Origin of the sequence: Fibrobacter sp. UWH4 (genome assembly GCF_900142475.1) — a bacterium.
GTDB lineage: Bacteria > Fibrobacterota > Fibrobacteria > Fibrobacterales > Fibrobacteraceae > Fibrobacter.
The window spans coordinates 19,534-35,786 of the sequence record NZ_FRAY01000015.1 but is presented as its reverse complement, the minus strand read 5'-3'; the positions used below and the strand labels follow the sequence as shown (position 1 = coordinate 35,786).

14 protein-coding genes are annotated in these 16,253 nt (G+C 55.2%); 6 read left to right on the top strand and 8 right to left on the bottom strand.

The genetic code is table 11. The features are described 5' to 3' along the window. On the top strand, nucleotides 1-1,087 hold a 1,087-nt coding region (gene murJ, locus BUA93_RS15345; protein WP_217651024.1), incomplete at its 5' end, for a murein biosynthesis integral membrane protein MurJ. Nucleotides 1,088-1,141: 54 nt separating this feature from the next. Here murJ and BUA93_RS15340 read toward each other — a convergent pair. After that, entirely contained in the window at nucleotides 1,142-2,065 is a 924-nt protein-coding gene (locus BUA93_RS15340; RefSeq protein ID WP_072980902.1) for a hypothetical protein, read from the bottom strand. A 44-nt stretch (nucleotides 2,066-2,109) separates the two neighbouring features. Between BUA93_RS15340 and BUA93_RS15335 the strand changes: the two genes are divergently transcribed. Next, entirely contained in the window at nucleotides 2,110-2,502 is a 393-nt protein-coding gene (locus tag BUA93_RS15335; protein ID WP_072980900.1) for a co-chaperone GroES, read from the top strand. Between the two features lie 45 nt (nucleotides 2,503-2,547). On the opposite strand, the gene BUA93_RS15330 is transcribed toward BUA93_RS15335, so the two are convergent. The 3 genes from BUA93_RS15330 to aroC are packed head-to-tail and all read right to left on the bottom strand — an operon-like array spanning nucleotide 2,548 to nucleotide 6,069. Next, nucleotides 2,548-3,996, bottom strand: coding sequence for a hypothetical protein (locus tag BUA93_RS15330; RefSeq protein WP_139258123.1), 1,449 nt, complete (start codon nucleotides 3,994-3,996; stop codon nucleotides 2,548-2,550). Between the two features lie 24 nt (nucleotides 3,997-4,020). Then, nucleotides 4,021-4,935, bottom strand: coding sequence for a tetraacyldisaccharide 4'-kinase (locus tag BUA93_RS15325; protein ID WP_072980896.1), 915 nt, complete (start codon nucleotides 4,933-4,935; stop codon nucleotides 4,021-4,023). 51 nt (nucleotides 4,936-4,986) lie between these two features. After that, nucleotides 4,987-6,069: a chorismate synthase gene (gene aroC, locus BUA93_RS15320; RefSeq protein ID WP_072980894.1), complete on the bottom strand. Its 1,083-nt coding sequence runs from the start codon at nucleotides 6,067-6,069 to the stop codon at nucleotides 4,987-4,989. A gap of 105 nt (nucleotides 6,070-6,174) precedes the next feature. On the opposite strand from aroC, the gene BUA93_RS15315 reads away from it, so the two are divergent. Both BUA93_RS15315 and BUA93_RS15310 read left to right on the top strand, forming a co-directional pair. Continuing rightward, a complete protein-coding gene (locus tag BUA93_RS15315) occupies nucleotides 6,175-6,762 on the top strand; it encodes a hypothetical protein (RefSeq protein ID WP_072980892.1) in 588 nt (195 codons plus the stop codon). Nucleotides 6,763-6,905: 143 nt separating this feature from the next. Further along, nucleotides 6,906-7,514, top strand: a complete 609-nt coding sequence (locus BUA93_RS15310; protein WP_072980890.1) for a hypothetical protein — start codon at nucleotides 6,906-6,908, stop codon at nucleotides 7,512-7,514. Between the two features lie 154 nt (nucleotides 7,515-7,668). Here BUA93_RS15310 and BUA93_RS15305 read toward each other — a convergent pair whose 3' ends face one another. Both BUA93_RS15305 and BUA93_RS15300 read right to left on the bottom strand, forming a co-directional pair. Further along, on the bottom strand, nucleotides 7,669-8,325 hold the full coding sequence (locus BUA93_RS15305) for a potassium channel family protein (RefSeq protein WP_072980888.1): 657 nt from the start codon (nucleotides 8,323-8,325) through the stop codon (nucleotides 7,669-7,671). Nucleotides 8,326-8,476: 151 nt separating this feature from the next. Then, on the bottom strand, nucleotides 8,477-9,868 hold the full coding sequence (locus tag BUA93_RS15300; RefSeq protein WP_072980886.1) for a TrkH family potassium uptake protein: 1,392 nt from the start codon (nucleotides 9,866-9,868) through the stop codon (nucleotides 8,477-8,479). 205 nt (nucleotides 9,869-10,073) lie between these two features. Here BUA93_RS15300 and BUA93_RS15295 point away from each other — a divergent pair, with 205 nt between their 5' ends. Then, a complete protein-coding gene (locus BUA93_RS15295) occupies nucleotides 10,074-11,084 on the top strand; it encodes a sigma 54-interacting transcriptional regulator (protein ID WP_072980884.1) in 1,011 nt (336 codons plus the stop codon). A gap of 6 nt (nucleotides 11,085-11,090) precedes the next feature. Here the strand turns inward: BUA93_RS15295 and BUA93_RS15290 are convergent, their stop codons facing one another. After that, a complete protein-coding gene (locus BUA93_RS15290) occupies nucleotides 11,091-12,035 on the bottom strand; it encodes a PorV/PorQ family protein (RefSeq protein WP_072980882.1) in 945 nt (314 codons plus the stop codon). A 111-nt stretch (nucleotides 12,036-12,146) separates the two neighbouring features. Then, the gene (locus tag BUA93_RS15285) at nucleotides 12,147-13,706 is read right to left on the bottom strand and encodes a phosphomannomutase (RefSeq protein ID WP_072980880.1); all 1,560 of its coding nucleotides are present in this window, start codon (nucleotides 13,704-13,706) and stop codon (nucleotides 12,147-12,149) included. Nucleotides 13,707-13,857: 151 nt separating this feature from the next. Here BUA93_RS15285 and lon point away from each other — a divergent pair, with 151 nt between their 5' ends. Continuing rightward, on the top strand, nucleotides 13,858-16,212 hold the full coding sequence (gene lon / locus BUA93_RS15280; protein WP_072980879.1) for an endopeptidase La: 2,355 nt from the start codon (nucleotides 13,858-13,860) through the stop codon (nucleotides 16,210-16,212). The last annotated feature ends 41 nt before the right edge of the window (nucleotides 16,213-16,253 follow it).

Sequence of the window (16,253 nt, the reverse complement as noted above, 5' to 3'; positions counted from 1 at the left end):
GGGCGGCGGTGCTTTAGGAATCGCGCTCGAAAAGTTCACCGGCACGGAATACGGCCTCGAAGGATTCGCCTGGGGCGTGCCGGTGGGCGCCTTCATCGGATTCTTCGCGTTGCAGATTTTTGGCGCCCGGCGTGGCGGGGTGCATTATGAACTCTTGGTGCAGCCGACGCACCCCGATATCGTACGCTACTTCAAGATGATGCTCCCGATGTCCTTGGGCGTGGGCTCCATGTTCGGCCTCGAATTCATTATCCGTAGTTTCGGGGCGAATTTCGGTACGGGAGGCATTTCGAGCCTCAACTACGCCTACCGCGTGATGTACACGCTGGTGGCGGTCTTCGGATTCTCGGTGAGCGTCACGAGCTACCCCGACATGGCTCGCCTCGTAAAAGAAGGTGATTTCGGCCAGCTGAACCGCAAAATCTGGAAGAGCCTTTCGCGCATGTTCTGCATCTTGATTCCGGCGGTGGTCGCCGTGTGGGCGCTCAGTTTTCCGGCGGTGCGTATCCTCTTTGAACGCGGCGCCTTCCAGCGTGAAACCACCGAGGCCATTTCCGAAATTCTCCGCTGGTACCTACCCGTAAGCCTCGGCCTTTGCTTGCAGGCGGTGCTGGTGCGTAGCTTCTATGCCTGCGAACGTATGTGGGTGCCGACGCTCCTCAATACCGGCATTTTCGCGGCGACGATTCCTGCCTACATCCTGCTCGGCGCTCCCGAGGCGGGTCTCGGCATCAAGAGCGTGCCGATTGTCGGTGCGACGGGAGCCATTCTCCAGGTGATTGCGATGATTGTCATGTGGGCGAAAAAGAACGGCACCGACGGCATGAAGGAAGCGCTTTTGAACATGGTTCGTGCCCTGGTCGCTTTCGGCATCATGATTGTTGCGGCTGTTGGCCTTGACCGCGTGTCGGGTGAATTTGTCCGTAACGCAGGTTTTGTGGTGCTTGTCGTTTACGCCTGTGCGGCGGGAATCCTGCTGTTTACGCTCACGCTCATCGTCCAGCGTTACCTGGGTAGCAAGGATGCAAAGGATATTCTGAACGAGCTTCTAGGAAAGGTGCTCCGCAAGCTGCATCTGAAACATTAATATTGAAATGTCATTCCCGCGAAGGCGGGAATCTCCATTTCTACTCAAACTATTTTATTTCATCCCGTTCGCCTTGTAGAACTGGATATCGGCCATGACCTGGTCCACCCAGCTTTTGGTGAGCGGCGACTGGTTCCAGTTTTCGGGCTTGGCGCCGATTTCGGGATCGGGATAGAAGGTCGCGATGGCGTTCTCCTGGCTGATGCCGACCTTCAGGAGCTTGCTTAGCCGTTCGGCCCCGATATAGATTTGCTGTAGACCTTCGCCGTCATCTAGGGCGAGCAACCCGTGGGAATCCTTTTGTCCGCGGTAGTCAAAATCAAAATTCGACACGTGCCGAATCAGGGACATCAGCAGTGCCGCGTCCACCTGGTTGCTTTGGGCGGCGTCCATGACGGGGAGCGCCGTCAACTGTTCGGTGTCCCAGGGGGCTCCATTGTAGGTGACAATCAAGGTGTGGGTCGATTCTTCGCTTTCGATGCGGGTTGTGTAACGGTTGCCTAGCCTCTTTTGCAGGGCCCTGTTCAGGCGGATTCCGCGGTTCTTGAATTGCTTGTAGCCGTACATGGTGAAGTGGAGCGTATCGTCGAGGCGGGTGAGTTCGGGCCGCGTCGGTTTTTCCACGACTTCGTTGTAGGCCGCAATAATCAGCGGAAGAATGTAGGCGAGTTCCGGTTTCGGGTGCGTCAGGTCGCAGGTGGAATCGATAGTGACTTTCTGCAGGGTGTGCAGCTTGAGTACCGCTTCGGCGGCGAATTCCTCGAAAAGTTCCCTTTCGTCGGTCTGGTGCCGGTGTGCGGCGGGGAGTAGCAGGTAGGTTGTCGCGATGATTGTAATGATTGCTGCGGTCGCAATCGTGACGCGCCAGATTCTACGGTTGCGGCCAAGGAGCTTGAGCCACCCGCGCACCTTGGGACTTCGCCCGAGGTAGATGGCGAGGAAGGTGAAAATGACGCTCCAGAGCACGACAAAAATCATATTCCATATTATAGCAAAAGGAATGAAATTTTATCTTTGTCGCTATGCTGAATCCGTTAAAGAATGTCGTGGTCATCGGTGACCGTATCCTTCTCAAGCCCCTGGAAGCTTCCAACAAGACCGGAAGCGGTTTGTACCTGCCACCGAGCGTGAAGGAGCGCGATGCCGTGCATACGGGCCTGGTGGTGCGCGTGGGGCCGGGTTACCCGATTCCCGTGAACCAGGACGGCGACGAAATTTTCCGCAACGAAAATCCCGAAAACGTGAAGTACTTGCCCTTGCAGGTCAAGGAAGGCGACGAGGCCCTCTACCTGCACGCGAGCGGTCATGAAATTGAAATCGACGGCGAACAGTACGTGATTATTTCGCAGAACGCCGTGCTTTTGGTGATGCGCCCCGAAGTCCCCGACGATATCGACGGGATCCTTAGGGATTAGAATTTAGATGAATTCATCTAAGTTCTACCAACTAAGTTCTACCAACTACTTGTAAAGTTCCTGCGTTTCCTTCAGCTTGGTCGCGATTCCGTTGACCATGTCGAAGAGGGAGCGCAGCTCGCCCTGGATCTTGTCGAACAGCGGAATGTCGCAGAAGAGATCGGTGCGGTAAACCTTGTTCGCCTGGTAGATGTCGCGGAGCGTCCTGAGGATTTTCGCCTGCTGCTCCATTTGCGACTGGGCTTCCTTGCGGAATTCTTCCAGCTGCAATTTTTTCTGCTTGGCGACCTCGGGGTCGTTTTCGCGGAGAATGTAGGTTGGTAGCGTCGCGAAGTCTTCGAACTTGGTGGGAGCGTTTCCGTTACGGGACATGTTGTTGCGGAGCCCGATTCCCTTGACAGCGGCGTCGATAGAAATGGTGCAGCTCGATGTTCCGTGGTAATTGCAGCGCACGTGCTTTTCGATTTGGCGGAGTTCGTTGAAGGGGTTGAAGTCCTCGTCGGTTTCGATATAGCGCAGGGGCACGTACAGCGGTGCGGGTTCACCCGCCACGGTCACGCGGTAACAGATGCAGGGCTCGCCGTTGAATTCCTTGGTTTCGTACAAGTTGTTGCTGCTGTGCATCATCGACTTGACCCTGCGATACAGGCCTTCGGCGTCGTAGGCGTTTTCGGCAAGGTTCGCGAGGTCCTTGAGCATGACCGTTTTCACGATGCCGTTGAAGCTTTCCATGACGATGTTGTTCGAAGTGGAACGTCCCCAGATGGGGCCTCCCAGGAAAAGCGTGTCGGCAAAGGTGGTCTTGTTGCGTCCGTTGAAAAAGGCGATGGCCTTTGCCATGTTGGTGAGAGCGAGCCACTTGCTGATAGGCACGTAGATTCCGTTCTGCGAGCATAGTTCCGCGATTTTCCCGACGAGGGCGAGGGTGTCTTCCGAAAGTTCCACCTTCTTGATTTCCTCTTTCCAGGCGAGCTTTTCTTCGTTGGAAATGGCGAGCTCTTCGGGGGTATGGAAGTTCTGGAGCTTGCCTTGGTTCTGCAGGAGCGAGCAGAGCGCTTCGGGGCTCAGGCTGTCGGGCATCGAAATGGTGAGCGTAATCTCGTCGGCGATTTCGGCGCGACCCATGGCGTTTTCGGGACGGATGTCGCTGCTCAGGATGACGGTGGCGTTGTTGTTGTATCGCAGGGAGTTGCGGACGTTTTCCTTGGTGGAATCGTCGATGGGGTTGAAGTTCTGGAAAATGATCAAATCGAAGTCGCTGACTTTGGCCGGGAAGTCATGCTGGCGTGAACCGACTTGCAATACCCTGGCGTCCTTGAACGCGGATATCAGACGGCTGGTCAGAAGGTTCTTGCCCGAGCCGGTTCGGCCGTAAAGGTAGAAAGGCTCGTTGTTGACAGCGGCCAGGAACCCTAGCCTGAGGCAGGATTCCCTTTCTGGAAAGTCGACGCAGAGGTTCTGCAACAATTCCTGGATGCGTTGTGTTAAAGTCATTTCCCAATCCTTCGTGTAAATTTACTATGAATTTAACAATTCGTACAAAATGCGATGGGCCAGGGTCTCGTCTACGATGGTCTTTTGGCGGGCAATATAGAGGTTGTCGGGCCACGGGAAAGGCTTTTCGGGGGCTTTTTCAAGGCGCGCCGCGTCTTTTTCGGTAATGACGAAGGCGCTTTGCGGATTTTCTTGCAGGGCCCTTTGCAATTTGTCCGAAAAATGGCGGTCGTGGTCCTTCAAGAAGGTCGTTCCCGTGATGGCGATTCCCTGTTCCCGGATGTCGTTGCAAAGGCGCTCCGGGTCTCCGATTCCGCAGAAAATGTTTATTTGTCTGTAATGCGCTGAACCCTGAACACTCCGGAGGTCTTCGCCTTTCCTGTTTGTTATGTTGTCTATGGCAAATCGGATTTTTGAGGCGGAGCCGTTGCAGCGGATTTCGACTGTGCGGCCGGAGTGGTGGTCGGAGTGATCTTTGGCGAGGCTCCTGGCACTTCCTAGCGGCCACAGTTCGCAGAGGCGTGTGGGTGCATTTTCCCAGAGGAGCACGAAGGTGGTCGCCCCGACGAGCCTGCTGTCTTCGAAGCCGTCGTCGCAGAGGATGAAGTCGAATTCCTGGGTGCGGTCTAGTTCGTGGGCGAGGCGGTAACGGTTGCGCGTCGTAAAGATTTTGACACGGGGAGTTCCTGCAAAATGTTCCTGGAGCATTGCCGCTTCGTCGTAGGCGTATTCGTGACAGAGAATGGCGACGTGTTTCTCATGCGCGGAAAGTGTTTCTGCAAGCCAGGTGCAGAAGGGCGTCTTTCCCGCGCCACCGGTGCGGTAGGCTCCGACAACGACAAGCCGCGAATGCCTCAGCGGTTTCCCCGGCCTAAGGCAAATTGCGTGATGCAACAGGTAGGCGGCACGGTAACAGAGGACAATGGCTAAGCTCTTCATTCTTCTTGCTCAAACCTCATACCTCAAAGCGGCAACGCCGCGACCTCGCTCCTACAGGCAGTTTCTCTTTTGCTGCAAGAACAGGTCCGCAAGGACGAGGGCGGCCATGCTTTCGACAATCACCGGGGCGCGTACGGCGACGCAAGGGTCGTGGCGTCCACGAGCGGCGAGCGTTCCGTTTTCGCCACCGCGACCGGCGGTCTTCTGTTCCTGCGAGATCGTGGCGGTCGGCTTGAAGGCCATGCGGCAGTAGATGGGCTCGCCGTTGCTGATGCCGCCGAGGCTGCCACCTGCGTTGTTGGTGCGGGTGCGGTAACGGTGACCGTCAAAGTAAAGTTCGTCGTTGTGCTTGCTCCCGTGCATGCGTGCCGAGGCGAAACCGCTTCCGATTTCGAATCCCTTGCAGGCGGGGATCGACAGCATCGCCTGCGCGAGTAGCGCGTCCAGGCGGTCGAACACCGGTTCGCCCAGCGCCACCGGAGGATTCTTGACCAGGAGGCATACGGTGCCGCCGATGCTGTCGCCGTTGGCGCGTGCATCGAGTACGGCTTGTTCCATCTTGGCGCTCGCTTCCTTGTCGGGGCAGCGCACGGGGGATTCTTCGATCTGTTCAAGCGAGAGGGTGTTCAGGTCCACAGGGCCGCAGTCGACTTCGCCGATGGAATTCACCCAGGCGATAATCTCGGTGCCGTTCACCTGCTTTAAGAGCTTTTTCGCGACGGCGCCGGCGGCTACGCGGCCGATCGTTTCGCGGGCGGAGCTGCGTCCACCGCCACGGTAGTCCCTGAACCCGTACTTGAGGTCGTAGCACAGGTCCGCGTGTCCCGGTCGGTACCATTTCTGGATCTCGGCGTAGTCATGGCTGCGCTGGTCCTCGTTAAAGACGGCAAACGAAATCGGGGTGCCGGTGGTCTTTCCTTCGAAGACTCCCGAAAGGATTTTCACCTGGTCCTTCTCGTCGCGGGCGGTGGTCATCTTGCCCTGCCCGGGGCGGCGGCGGTTGAGTTCCGCCTGGATTTCCTCTTCGGAGATTTCGAGACCTGCGGGGCATCCGTCCAGGACCGAACCTACTGCCGGACCGTGGGATTCGCCCCAAGTGGAGACGCTAAAAATTTTACCAAAAGTGCTGGACATGCCACAAAATATAGATAATCGTAAGTTTTTCTAAAAAATTATCCATAAAGGACTTAACAACCGAAAGAAGTTTACTATCTTTTACATTGGATTTAGGAGATTCCTGTGAAACGAATCGGATTTATAGTAACGCTCTTGACGCTGCTTCTGTCTTTGGAAGCGGTTGCTCAACGTTATAACGACTTTGCCGGAATTCCGTTCGGGGCCTCCCGCGAAACCGTTATCGAAGAAGTGATGAAGCTCGGTTACGAGCCCTACGGTCAGAGCGGCGAGGGTGAACGCGTCGTTATCCCCGTGTTCATGTTCGGCGAACTGCCTGTGCAGGTCGATTTCATTTTCAACAAGAATGACAAGTTCTACTCCTTCGAAATCCGTACCGGCCGTGTGGAACGCGCCCGTCTGAGCAAGTCCTTCGAAGCTGTCGCCTATATGTCCGAGCAGTTCACGCTCAAGTACGGCAAGCCCTCGGCCAACCCCGCTATCGACGAGACTTCTTCCCTCAAGGAAAACTTGCTGAACCTTTACCAGCAGTGGTTCTCGGTCAAGGTGCTCAACATCTACACGGCCCTCGTCCAGAAGGACGGCCGCTATTTCGTGGTTGGCTCCGTGACGCACCGCAAGCTCGCTACCGAAAAGAATGCGGGTGCCGGTCGCAAGTCCGAGAAGGCTGTCTCGAACCAGCCGGTGTTCTAGCCTAATTTATACGTAAGTCAGATAAAGAACCTTCTTTTGTTTGGGTTCTTTTTGTTCCTGTACAAACCCAGCAATGCTATTGCAAAACAAGAGGATGATGCAATGCTAAACTATACGATAAGTTTTATAGTGAGATAGCTTTTATGAATATCTATAAATCACTTTTTTTGTTTTTTACCTTTGCTTTAACATCTTGCTTGGAAACTGTAGATCCAGACACATATAATTGCATTGATTCAAACCAGGTTGCTGCGATCAGCGTAATTTCAACAACGCAGGTAAGTGATGTTAGGGCTTATACGGATGAAAAGATTCTTTGTAAAAGTAATACTGAGTTATTTTTTAAGAAAAATAAAGATGACCAATTTTACCATTATTCTTATAATGATGAAGAGGTTGATTCCGAATATGAAGATTGGTTCGTTAAACTAGGGTGTTATATAAAATATAATGCGTCCTTAAAAAGTAAAGATGTCTTTTTCCAAATAAAGAAGGCTAATCAACTGGACGAAATCAAGGTTGACAGCTTGCTGAAGGGGAAAGAGCATATCTATGCAATTTCAGAGCAAGATACGGCATGGCTGTTCAGTTTTGAGATTAGTTTACTGAATGATGGTAATCCAGATTATAATTTTTCAATTTCGTCGAAATTGGGCTGCCATGGCGGTTATTGTTTTGTCACTTTGCCGATAAGTGAAAAAGAATTTTGCTTTGATAAGAACAATGAAAATATGAAGTATCTATTTGAATAGTCTCGAATTATACAATTAGTTTTATAGCGGTTTAGGTATAAGAAACGCATTTTCATTTCAAAAAAATGCCACGATGGCTACTGCATAGCCACCTTGCAAATTACAGAAAAAGCATTTTGTTACGATAAATAAATCGTCTAATGTCTTGGGGACTTTACGCCTTCAGCTTGTCCAGGGCCTCGTTTGGGCCGATGACGAACAGCACGTCGTTTTCCTTGAGCACGTAGTCGGCGATGTTACCGATCTTGGGTGTGGGTTCCAGCGGGTCGCGGATGGCGATCACCTGGATGCCGTACTTGTGCGTCAGGGAGAGGTCCTTCAGGGTCTTGCCGAGGAACGCTGCCGGGCAGGCGATTTCCACGATGGAGAAGCCTTCCATGAACGGCAGGTAGTCGAGCATGTTCGGGCGGTTGAGCCTTTCCGCGAGCGAGATGGCCATGTCGCGTTCGGGATGGAAGATGTCCGCCACGCCGAGCTTTTCGAGGATAATGGTATGGGCGGGACTACTGGACTTTGCGATGATGTGCTTCACGCCCAGTTCCTTGAGGTTGAGGACTGTCAGGAGCGATGCCTGCAGGTCTTCACCGATACAGCAGATGACGCTGTCCACCTTGGAAAGCGGCAGCGACTGGAGCTGCTTCTTGCGGGTGCCGTCGGCAACGACCGCCTGCGACACCTGGTTCGAGATATCCTGGATCTTTTCGGGGCTCGGGTCCACGACCATCACGTCGTGTCCAAGTGCGGTCAGATGGCGGGCCAAGAAATAGCCCGTGTTTCCGAGACCGATTACTACGAATTGTTTAGAAGCCATGGGCTATAATGTAGTAAAAGTAGACGGTAGTTAGTAGTCTGTTGTCAGTGGTTAGGAAAATTCAGAATTCAGAGTTCAGATTTCGGATTTAGAATAATTCTGAATTCCGAATTCCGAAATCCGAATTGTTTTTTCTCGTCTTTCGTCTAAATTAGCCCACCATGATGTCTTCTTCGGCGTACCACATGCCCTGCTCCTGCGTCTTTGCCACGGCGGAGATAAGGAACAGCGGTCCCATACGGCCGACGAACATCACGAGGCAGATCACGATGCGGCCCGGAATCGAGAGGTCCGGCGTCAGTCCCATCGAAAGTCCGCAGGTGCTGTAGGCCGAGACGACCTCGAAGAACACCTTGAGGAAAGATACCTGTTCGATGGAGTTGCCCGCCGCTTCGGTTTCAAGCAGCACAAGCGTTGCGACCACGACTACCACGATGGCCACCACGAAGATTCGCACGGCCTTGTCGACGGTGGTTTCGGGAATGGTGCGGCCAAGGATCTGCGTCTTGTTGCGGCCCAGCAGTCGGTTGAATCCGAGCAGGAAAATCACGGCGGTTGTGGTGGTCTTGATACCGCCGCCGCAGCTACCCGGGTTAGCGCCGATGAGCATGATAATTACGAAGAAGAAGAGCGAACCCACGCTGAGGGCGGGAACATCGATCGTATTGAGGCCTGCCGTGCGGCTGGTGAACGCCATGAAGGCGCTGGTTTCCAGTTTCTGCCCGAAGTTCAGACCCTCGAAGGTGTTGCTCCATTCGCTGAACATGAAGAACGCGATACTCACGAGGACGATAATCAGCGTGAAGCCCGTGGCGATGTGCGTATGCAACGACACCTTGCGGATGGCGCGTTTCTTGAGGTCGAACACGTAGCGCATTTCGGTAATCGCGAGGAAGCCGAAGCCGCCCGCGAGGGCGAGCACGCAGGTGGTAATGTTCATGAGCGGGTTCAGCTGGAATTGCACGAGCGAATCGGGGAACAAGGTGAAGCCCACGTTACAGAAGGAACTGACCGCCTGGAAAAGGCTGCAGAAAATGCGGTCGTAAAGGGCCATGCCGCTGAACTGCGTGAAGTAGATGACGGCGCCGATGGCCTCGAGGCCGAAGGTAAAGGGAAGCACTGCCTTCAGGATGCGGCCCGCGTCGACGTTGCCTTCCTGCGTGTAGTTCGCAAGCAGTGCCGACTGGTGGTTGAATCCCGGGTGCATGCCCGCAAGCAAGATAATCACGGTAGAAATCGTCATGATTCCAAGACCGCCCGCCTGCATCAGGAGAACGAGCACCCAGTTGCCGAAGGGGGTGAAGCTTGCGCTGATGTCGATCGTGGAAAGGCCGGTGACGCATACGGCGGACATGGCCGTGAAGAAGGCGTCGAGGATGCCGACGGGTTCACGCTGCGCAAACGGGAGCGACAAGAGGAGCGCTCCCAAGGAAACCAGCGCGAGGTAGCCCGACACGATCATCAAGATCGGGTTGCCCGACTTTTTCTTGACTTCGGCCTTCTTTTCCACGAAGTCAAATGCTTCGTACCTAGAACGTAACATGGGGGCAAATATAGAATAAGGTGAGAGTCGCGACAAGCATCAAATATGCTTGTCATGACCGAACCGATCTGTATGCACGCAAAGTGTGCCAATATAGAAATATGGCAGGGCGTCGTGCTATGTAAAAAAATTTGCCTATTGTGTAAAATAATCGCGGTTTTCTTCGTTGGCGGTGTGAAAAAAGCGTGTATAGAGTGGAGGCTATATGAATAGACACGAATCCATGTTGCGGATTGCGGCGAATTCCGACATCTCGGTCCTTCTGCTCGGGGAATCCGGTTCGGGGAAGGAGGTGGCGGCCCGCTTTATCCACGAGCACAGCCAAAGGGCGGGCGGCCCCTTTGTCGCATTGAATTGCGGTGCGATTGCCCGGGGACTTGCCGAGAGCATTCTGGAGGGGCATCGCAAGGGGGCGTTTACCGGTGCGGGCGAGGAACGCGCGGGGCTTGTGCGTTCGGCCGAAGGCGGGACGCTCTTCCTTGACGAAATCGGCGAAATGCCGCTAGAGACGCAGTGCAAGCTGCTGCGCATCCTGCAGGAGCGCACGGTGATGCCGCTCGGCTGCTACGAGAGTGTCCCCGTCAATTTTAGGCTCGTGTGTGCGACGAACCGCGATTTGCGTAGCGAGATCGCGGCGGGTCGCTTCCGTGAGGACTTGTTTTTCAGGCTGAACGTGTTTCCGGTGAAAATCCCGCCGCTGCGGGAACGCGAAGATTTCGAGCGGATTGTACACGAGCTGTGGCGAGATGTCAACGGGGCCTCTGCGAGGATGTTGAACCCTTATGAAATGGCGCTGCTCCGGAAAAAAACGTGGCCGGGGAACGTGAGGCAACTCAAGAACGTATTGCAGCGATTTTCGTTGCTGCAATCGTATGGTGTTACTTTGTCTAAAGTGATGGACGAGGAATTCGGCGAGGCGCCCCTGCCCCAAAAAGAAGCTGGCATCGTTGCGCCCCATAGTACAGGGGCGCCGGAGCACCTGATGATGGGCGGATTCAGGAACTTCGAGTTTGCCTATGAAAGGCTCTGCGATAGATGCGGAGAAAGAGGCGGTGAAAGGGTTGCTGAAAGGGCTCGGCGTTATGCGGCGTCTCCCGAGTGGAATTTAATTTGTACTGAACTCGCGAAAAACGAGGGAAACCGGAGCGTGACCGCGCAGAAACTGGGGATTAGTCGAGGGTGCCTGAATTACCAGATCAAGAAGCACAGCAGCTGAATGCCGCTAGAAACGCATTCCGAGCGTCAGGTAGTGGTAGCCACCGTCGAAAGCCTTTTTCGGGCTGTAGGCGTAGTCGAAGGAGATCATGCCGAAGGTGACGCCGAGGCCCGCGCTGATGCCGTCTTCGGTGTCGGGGCGTGCCGCGTAGCCAACGCGGAGGGCGAGCGTTTCCATGTAGTTGAGTTCGCCGCCGAATCTCCATTCGGGGTCTTCCATGTCGGCACGGCGGTAGGCGTCTGCGGAAAGGTGCAGGTCCCACTGGCTTTGGAATCCGAGGAGGCGTGCGACGGGGACGATTCCCGTGATGCCCGCCTGGAGTGCCATCGGTTCGTGTTCCGTTTCGCCGTCGTAGTCGCTCATGTAGCCGAAGTTCGTGAGGGTGGCGCCCAGGGCGAAGTATTCGCCGAGCTTGTAGGCGCCGCCGATGTCGCCGAGGATCGCGATGGCGGTCTCGTCGTCGATGGTCTGCGAGGCAAACCTTGCGGTGGCGGCCCAGCGGAATGCCTTGCCGCGGTTACCGAGGCCTGCCTGTACGGCCCAGGCGTAGGCGCTGTATTCCGAGGTCTTGAAGCCTTCTTCGTCGCGGCCCTCGATTTCGTCGTAGCCCAGGTATTCGGCGCCTGCCGAGAAGGTCAGCGGGAAGTCGAACAGGGTGAAGGGGAGGGCGAAGTAGGCCGTCGAGAAGTCGTCGGCGGTATTTTCGGGGAAGATGACGTGGTTCACGCCCGCTTCGGCTTCCTGCACGGCACCCATGGCGAGTGGGTTGCGGGAAACTTCGGAGGCGCTCTTGGCGTCAGCAGTTCCGGCTCCAGAAAGAGCGGCGCTGCGGGCCGAGACCTGCATCGAGAGGAACTTCATCGAGACATCGCCCGCGTCAACGTTCCAGTGCTCCCCGGCAAGTGCGAGGGAGGCGGATACGAAAGCAAAGGCGACGAAACGTTTCAGCATATAGGTACAAAATACAAAAAAAAGAGATTAGAGCTTAGAACTTAGAGTTTAGAATTTAAGGTTTGGAACAAATCTAAGCTCTACCATCTAAGTTCTGTCAACTAACTTCAACTATCTCCAGCTTTCCATGATCTTCATGCAACCGGCCAAAAGTTCTGCGGAACGAGCCTTGTCGTCGGTTTCCACGTAGCAGCGGAATTCCGGGGCGTTGCCGCTCGGGCGCAGGTGCACGATGTCGCCGGAGTCGAATTCCATACGGTAGCCGTCGGTCTCGTCGATGGAGACGATTTCGCCGTGGAAGGGCGCCGGGGTCGAGCCGTCCTTGGGCTTGAAACGGCTGGGTTTCGCGGTGAGACTGCCGAAAAGTTTCTTGCCGAGTTTCTGCTCGCGGATTTCGGCGAGTTTCGCCTTCGAGATATCGGTCGGGAATTCCTTGAGGCGGTCGCTGAGCGTAAAGCGCTTCGGGAGTTTCTTCAGGAGGTCCACGACGCACATGCGTTCTTCGCGCACGCGTACCATTACGGCAAGCATCGGGAGCAGCGCGTCACGGGTGGGAAGCGCCTTGAGCGTACGGGTCGCGCGCGTCTCGTTACCGTGGCAGTCGCGTTCCACGAATTCGCGGGTGAGGTCGGTCTGCAGCAGGAATCCGCCGTTCGCCTCGTAGCCTGCGACGGAGACGCTCTTGTCGGCGCTGTCCACCAGGCTTTCCATGCCGGCGATTACATAAGGGCTGCCGATGCGGGTGCGGCAAATTTTTTCGAAACTGTTCGACTTTTCGAGCGACGTGTTGCAACTCACCGGAGTTGCAATGCGCTTGATCCCAAGCGCCTGGGCAGCGAGGATGCCCAGCACGTCGCCACGCAGCCACATGCCTACATCGTCTGCCAGAAGCGGGCGGTCGCTGTCGCCGTCGGTGCTGAAGATGGCATCCACGAAATCCTTGTGCGCAAAGTCGCGGGCGAGTTCTTCGTCTTCCTTGCGGATAGCCTCGGTGTCGACCGGGATGAAGGTCTCGCTGCGGGCAAACGGTTTCACCGTCGCACCCAAACTTTCAAGGACCTTCACCACGATGTCGCGGCCCACGGCGGAATGCTGGTACACGCCGATGGTAAGACCCGAGAGTGCCTTGGTGCCGAAAAATTCGGGGTAGCGCTTCACGTAGTTTTCTTCGGCTTCCGTTTCGACGGTCGGAAGTGCGGGGGCGTTCTTCAGCATGCCCTTGCTGTCAAAAATGGATTCGTCGAAATCGACGGACTGCGAGACGATTCCCTGTTCGTCGGCCTTGGTGATTTCGCCTTGCGGGTGGTTGAACTTGATGCCGTTGCGGTCGGCGGGAATGTGGCTGCCCGTCACCATGATGGTCGGGAGCGCCTTGTCGATGCCGTAAAGGGCGATGGCCGGGCTCGGGATGCGTCCGCAGTAGACGACCTTCCACGAGGAATCTTCGCCGGCCTTCACGAGCGCCTTCAAGATGCGTTCGGTACTCGGGCGCAGGTCGCCTGCGATCGCGATGGTGTGTTCGCACTTGTAGCTTGTTTCGCAGTACTTGATAAAGGAGCGGGCGTACACGTAGCATACGCGGTCGGTCATCGCCGTTACCAGTCCGCGGGCTCCGCTGGTGCCGAATGCCACGCCGGATTGCTTCATTACTTCTTGCATCGAAACGCTCATAAAAAACCTCTATTTTATCCTCGCCGCAATAGCCTTGGTTTAGCGCGGCGACTCATCTTTTTTCTAAAAAATAAAAAATTAAAATGCTCCGGCGAAAGATTGCCTTTGCATAAACCTGCGGATGAAAATAAGATACTATCTTTGTAGTGTTATGGCTATTGATTTTTCGAAAACGTTCCCCCTGCTCCCTCTGAGGGATGCTGTTGTTTTTCCGCACACGACCCGCCGCATTCTGGTGGGGCGAGACATTTCTTTGCGCGCCCTTGAGTATGCCGAATCGCATGACGGCGAGATTATCCTCTCGGCGCAGAAAAATATTGAACAGGAAGAAATCGAGAACCCGATGCTCGACCTTTATTCGGTGGGTGTCGTTGCGCACGTGAGTAACGTGACCCCCTTCCCGAACGGTTGCGTGAAGGTGGTGCTCGATGGCGAACAGGTGGTGGACCTCCGCTCGATTTCGACGAAGGACCAGTTCCTGATGACGACGGTTTCGCCGCACAAGCCGACGATTACGTCTACGGACAAGAGCTCCCAGCTGGAAACGGTGCTTTCGCACTTCAAGGAATATTCCCTGCACAGGAACATTTCGGAAGGCATGGTCGATGCGCTGTTTACCATGGATAGCCACATCAACGCCTTTTACGGCATGATTCCCTTCTTGCAGATTTCGCTTGACGAACGCCAGCGCCTGCTCGAAATTGGCGAAATCGACGAACTCGCGCAGCGCCTGATCGAAATTATGCAGGTGGCTGCCGACACCGATACCATGATGGTGAAGGTGCAGCAGAATGTGCGCCAGAAGATGGCTCAGCAGCAGAAGGAATGGTTCATTTCGGAACAGATCCGTCAGTTGCAGGACGAACTGGATGGCGAAAGCGGAAACGCCTCGGAACCGGATCAGTTGCTCAAGAAAGTCAAGGCGAAAAAATTTTCCCCGGCGATCCAGGAAAAGCTTGAAGAAGAAATTGGCCGCATGAAGTTGATGCAGCCGACGTCCCCGGAATATGCAGTGAGCAGGAATTACCTGGACTGGTTCCTGAACCTGCCTTACGGCGAATATACCGACACCGTGCTCAACATGAAAAAGGTGAAGGGCGAACTCGATTCCAAGCACTTTGGTCTCGACAAGGTGAAGGAACGCATCATGGAATACGTGGCGGTCCTGAAGCTCACGGGAACCGAACGCCGTGCACCGATTCTTTGCCTGGTGGGCCCTCCGGGCGTGGGCAAAACGACTCTTGTCGAATCAATTGCGAATGCCATGAAGCGCAACTTTGTGCGCATCACTCTCGGCGGCGTGCGTGACGAAGCCGAAATCCGCGGTCACCGCCGCACCTATATCGGCGCGATGCCCGGCCGCTTTATCCAGGCCCTGCGTCGTGCAAAGTGCATGAACCCGATTATCCTCTTGGACGAAATCGACAAGATGGCGAGCGATTTCCGTGGCGATCCGGCGAGCGCGATGCTTGAAGTCCTGGACCCGGAACAGAACCACGACTTTACGGACCACTTTATGGAAGTGGGGCTCGACCTTAGCCGCGTGCTGTTTATCGCGACGGCGAACAACGAGGCCGAAATTCCGGAAGCCCTACGAGACCGTCTCGAAATGGTGCGCCTGCCCGGCTACTATCCGCACGAAAAGTTGCAGATCGCAAGCAAGTACCTGGTGCCGCGCATCTGTGAACGTACGGGTATCGAAAACGGCAAGGATGTCGCCTTTGACGACGACATGATTGCGAAGGTGATTCGCGAATGGACCCGCGAGGCGGGCGTGCGCGAACTGGAACGTACGCTTGAAAACGTGGTGCGTCACCGTGCAAAGGACAAGGTGATGGGCAAGAAATATAAGGCCGAAGTCACCGAGAAGACCTTGCAGGAATACCTGGGTGCTCCGCGTTACCTTGACAACCAGCTGCCACCTGCTGGCCGTCCGGGCGTTATCGTGGGCCTTGCATGGACAAGCGTCGGCGGCGAGATTTTGCCAATCGAATGTATGCTCCTGCCCGGCAAGGGAACGCTACTCATGACGGGTAAGCTCGGCGACGTGATGAAGGAGTCCGCACAGATTGCCTTGAGCCTCGTGCGTGAGCGTCTGGAACGTTTCGGTATCGACCCGAATGTGGTGAAGAAGACGGATATCCATATCCACGTGCCCGAAGGAGCCGTGCCGAAGGATGGACCTTCTGCGGGTATCGCGCTGACGCTCTGTCTGCTTTCGGCGTTTACGAAACAGCCCGTGTCTCCCGAAATCGCCTTTACCGGTGAAGTGAGCCTGACGGGTGCATGCCTCCCGATCGGTGGCCTCAACGAGAAAGCGCTTGCTGCGCTCCAAGCGGGCGTGAAGACGCTTCATCTCCCTGCAGGTAACCAGAAGGACGTGAACGAGCTTCCGGCTCCCGCGAAGAAGGGCCTCAAGATTTTCACGCACAAGCACATCGACGAAATCATCAAGGTGCTGTTTGCGGAGAAGAAGACGGCCGCTGTGAAAAAAGAAAAGAAATAAACGAATGTCATTGCGAGCGAAGCGTGGCAATCTAGGAATAC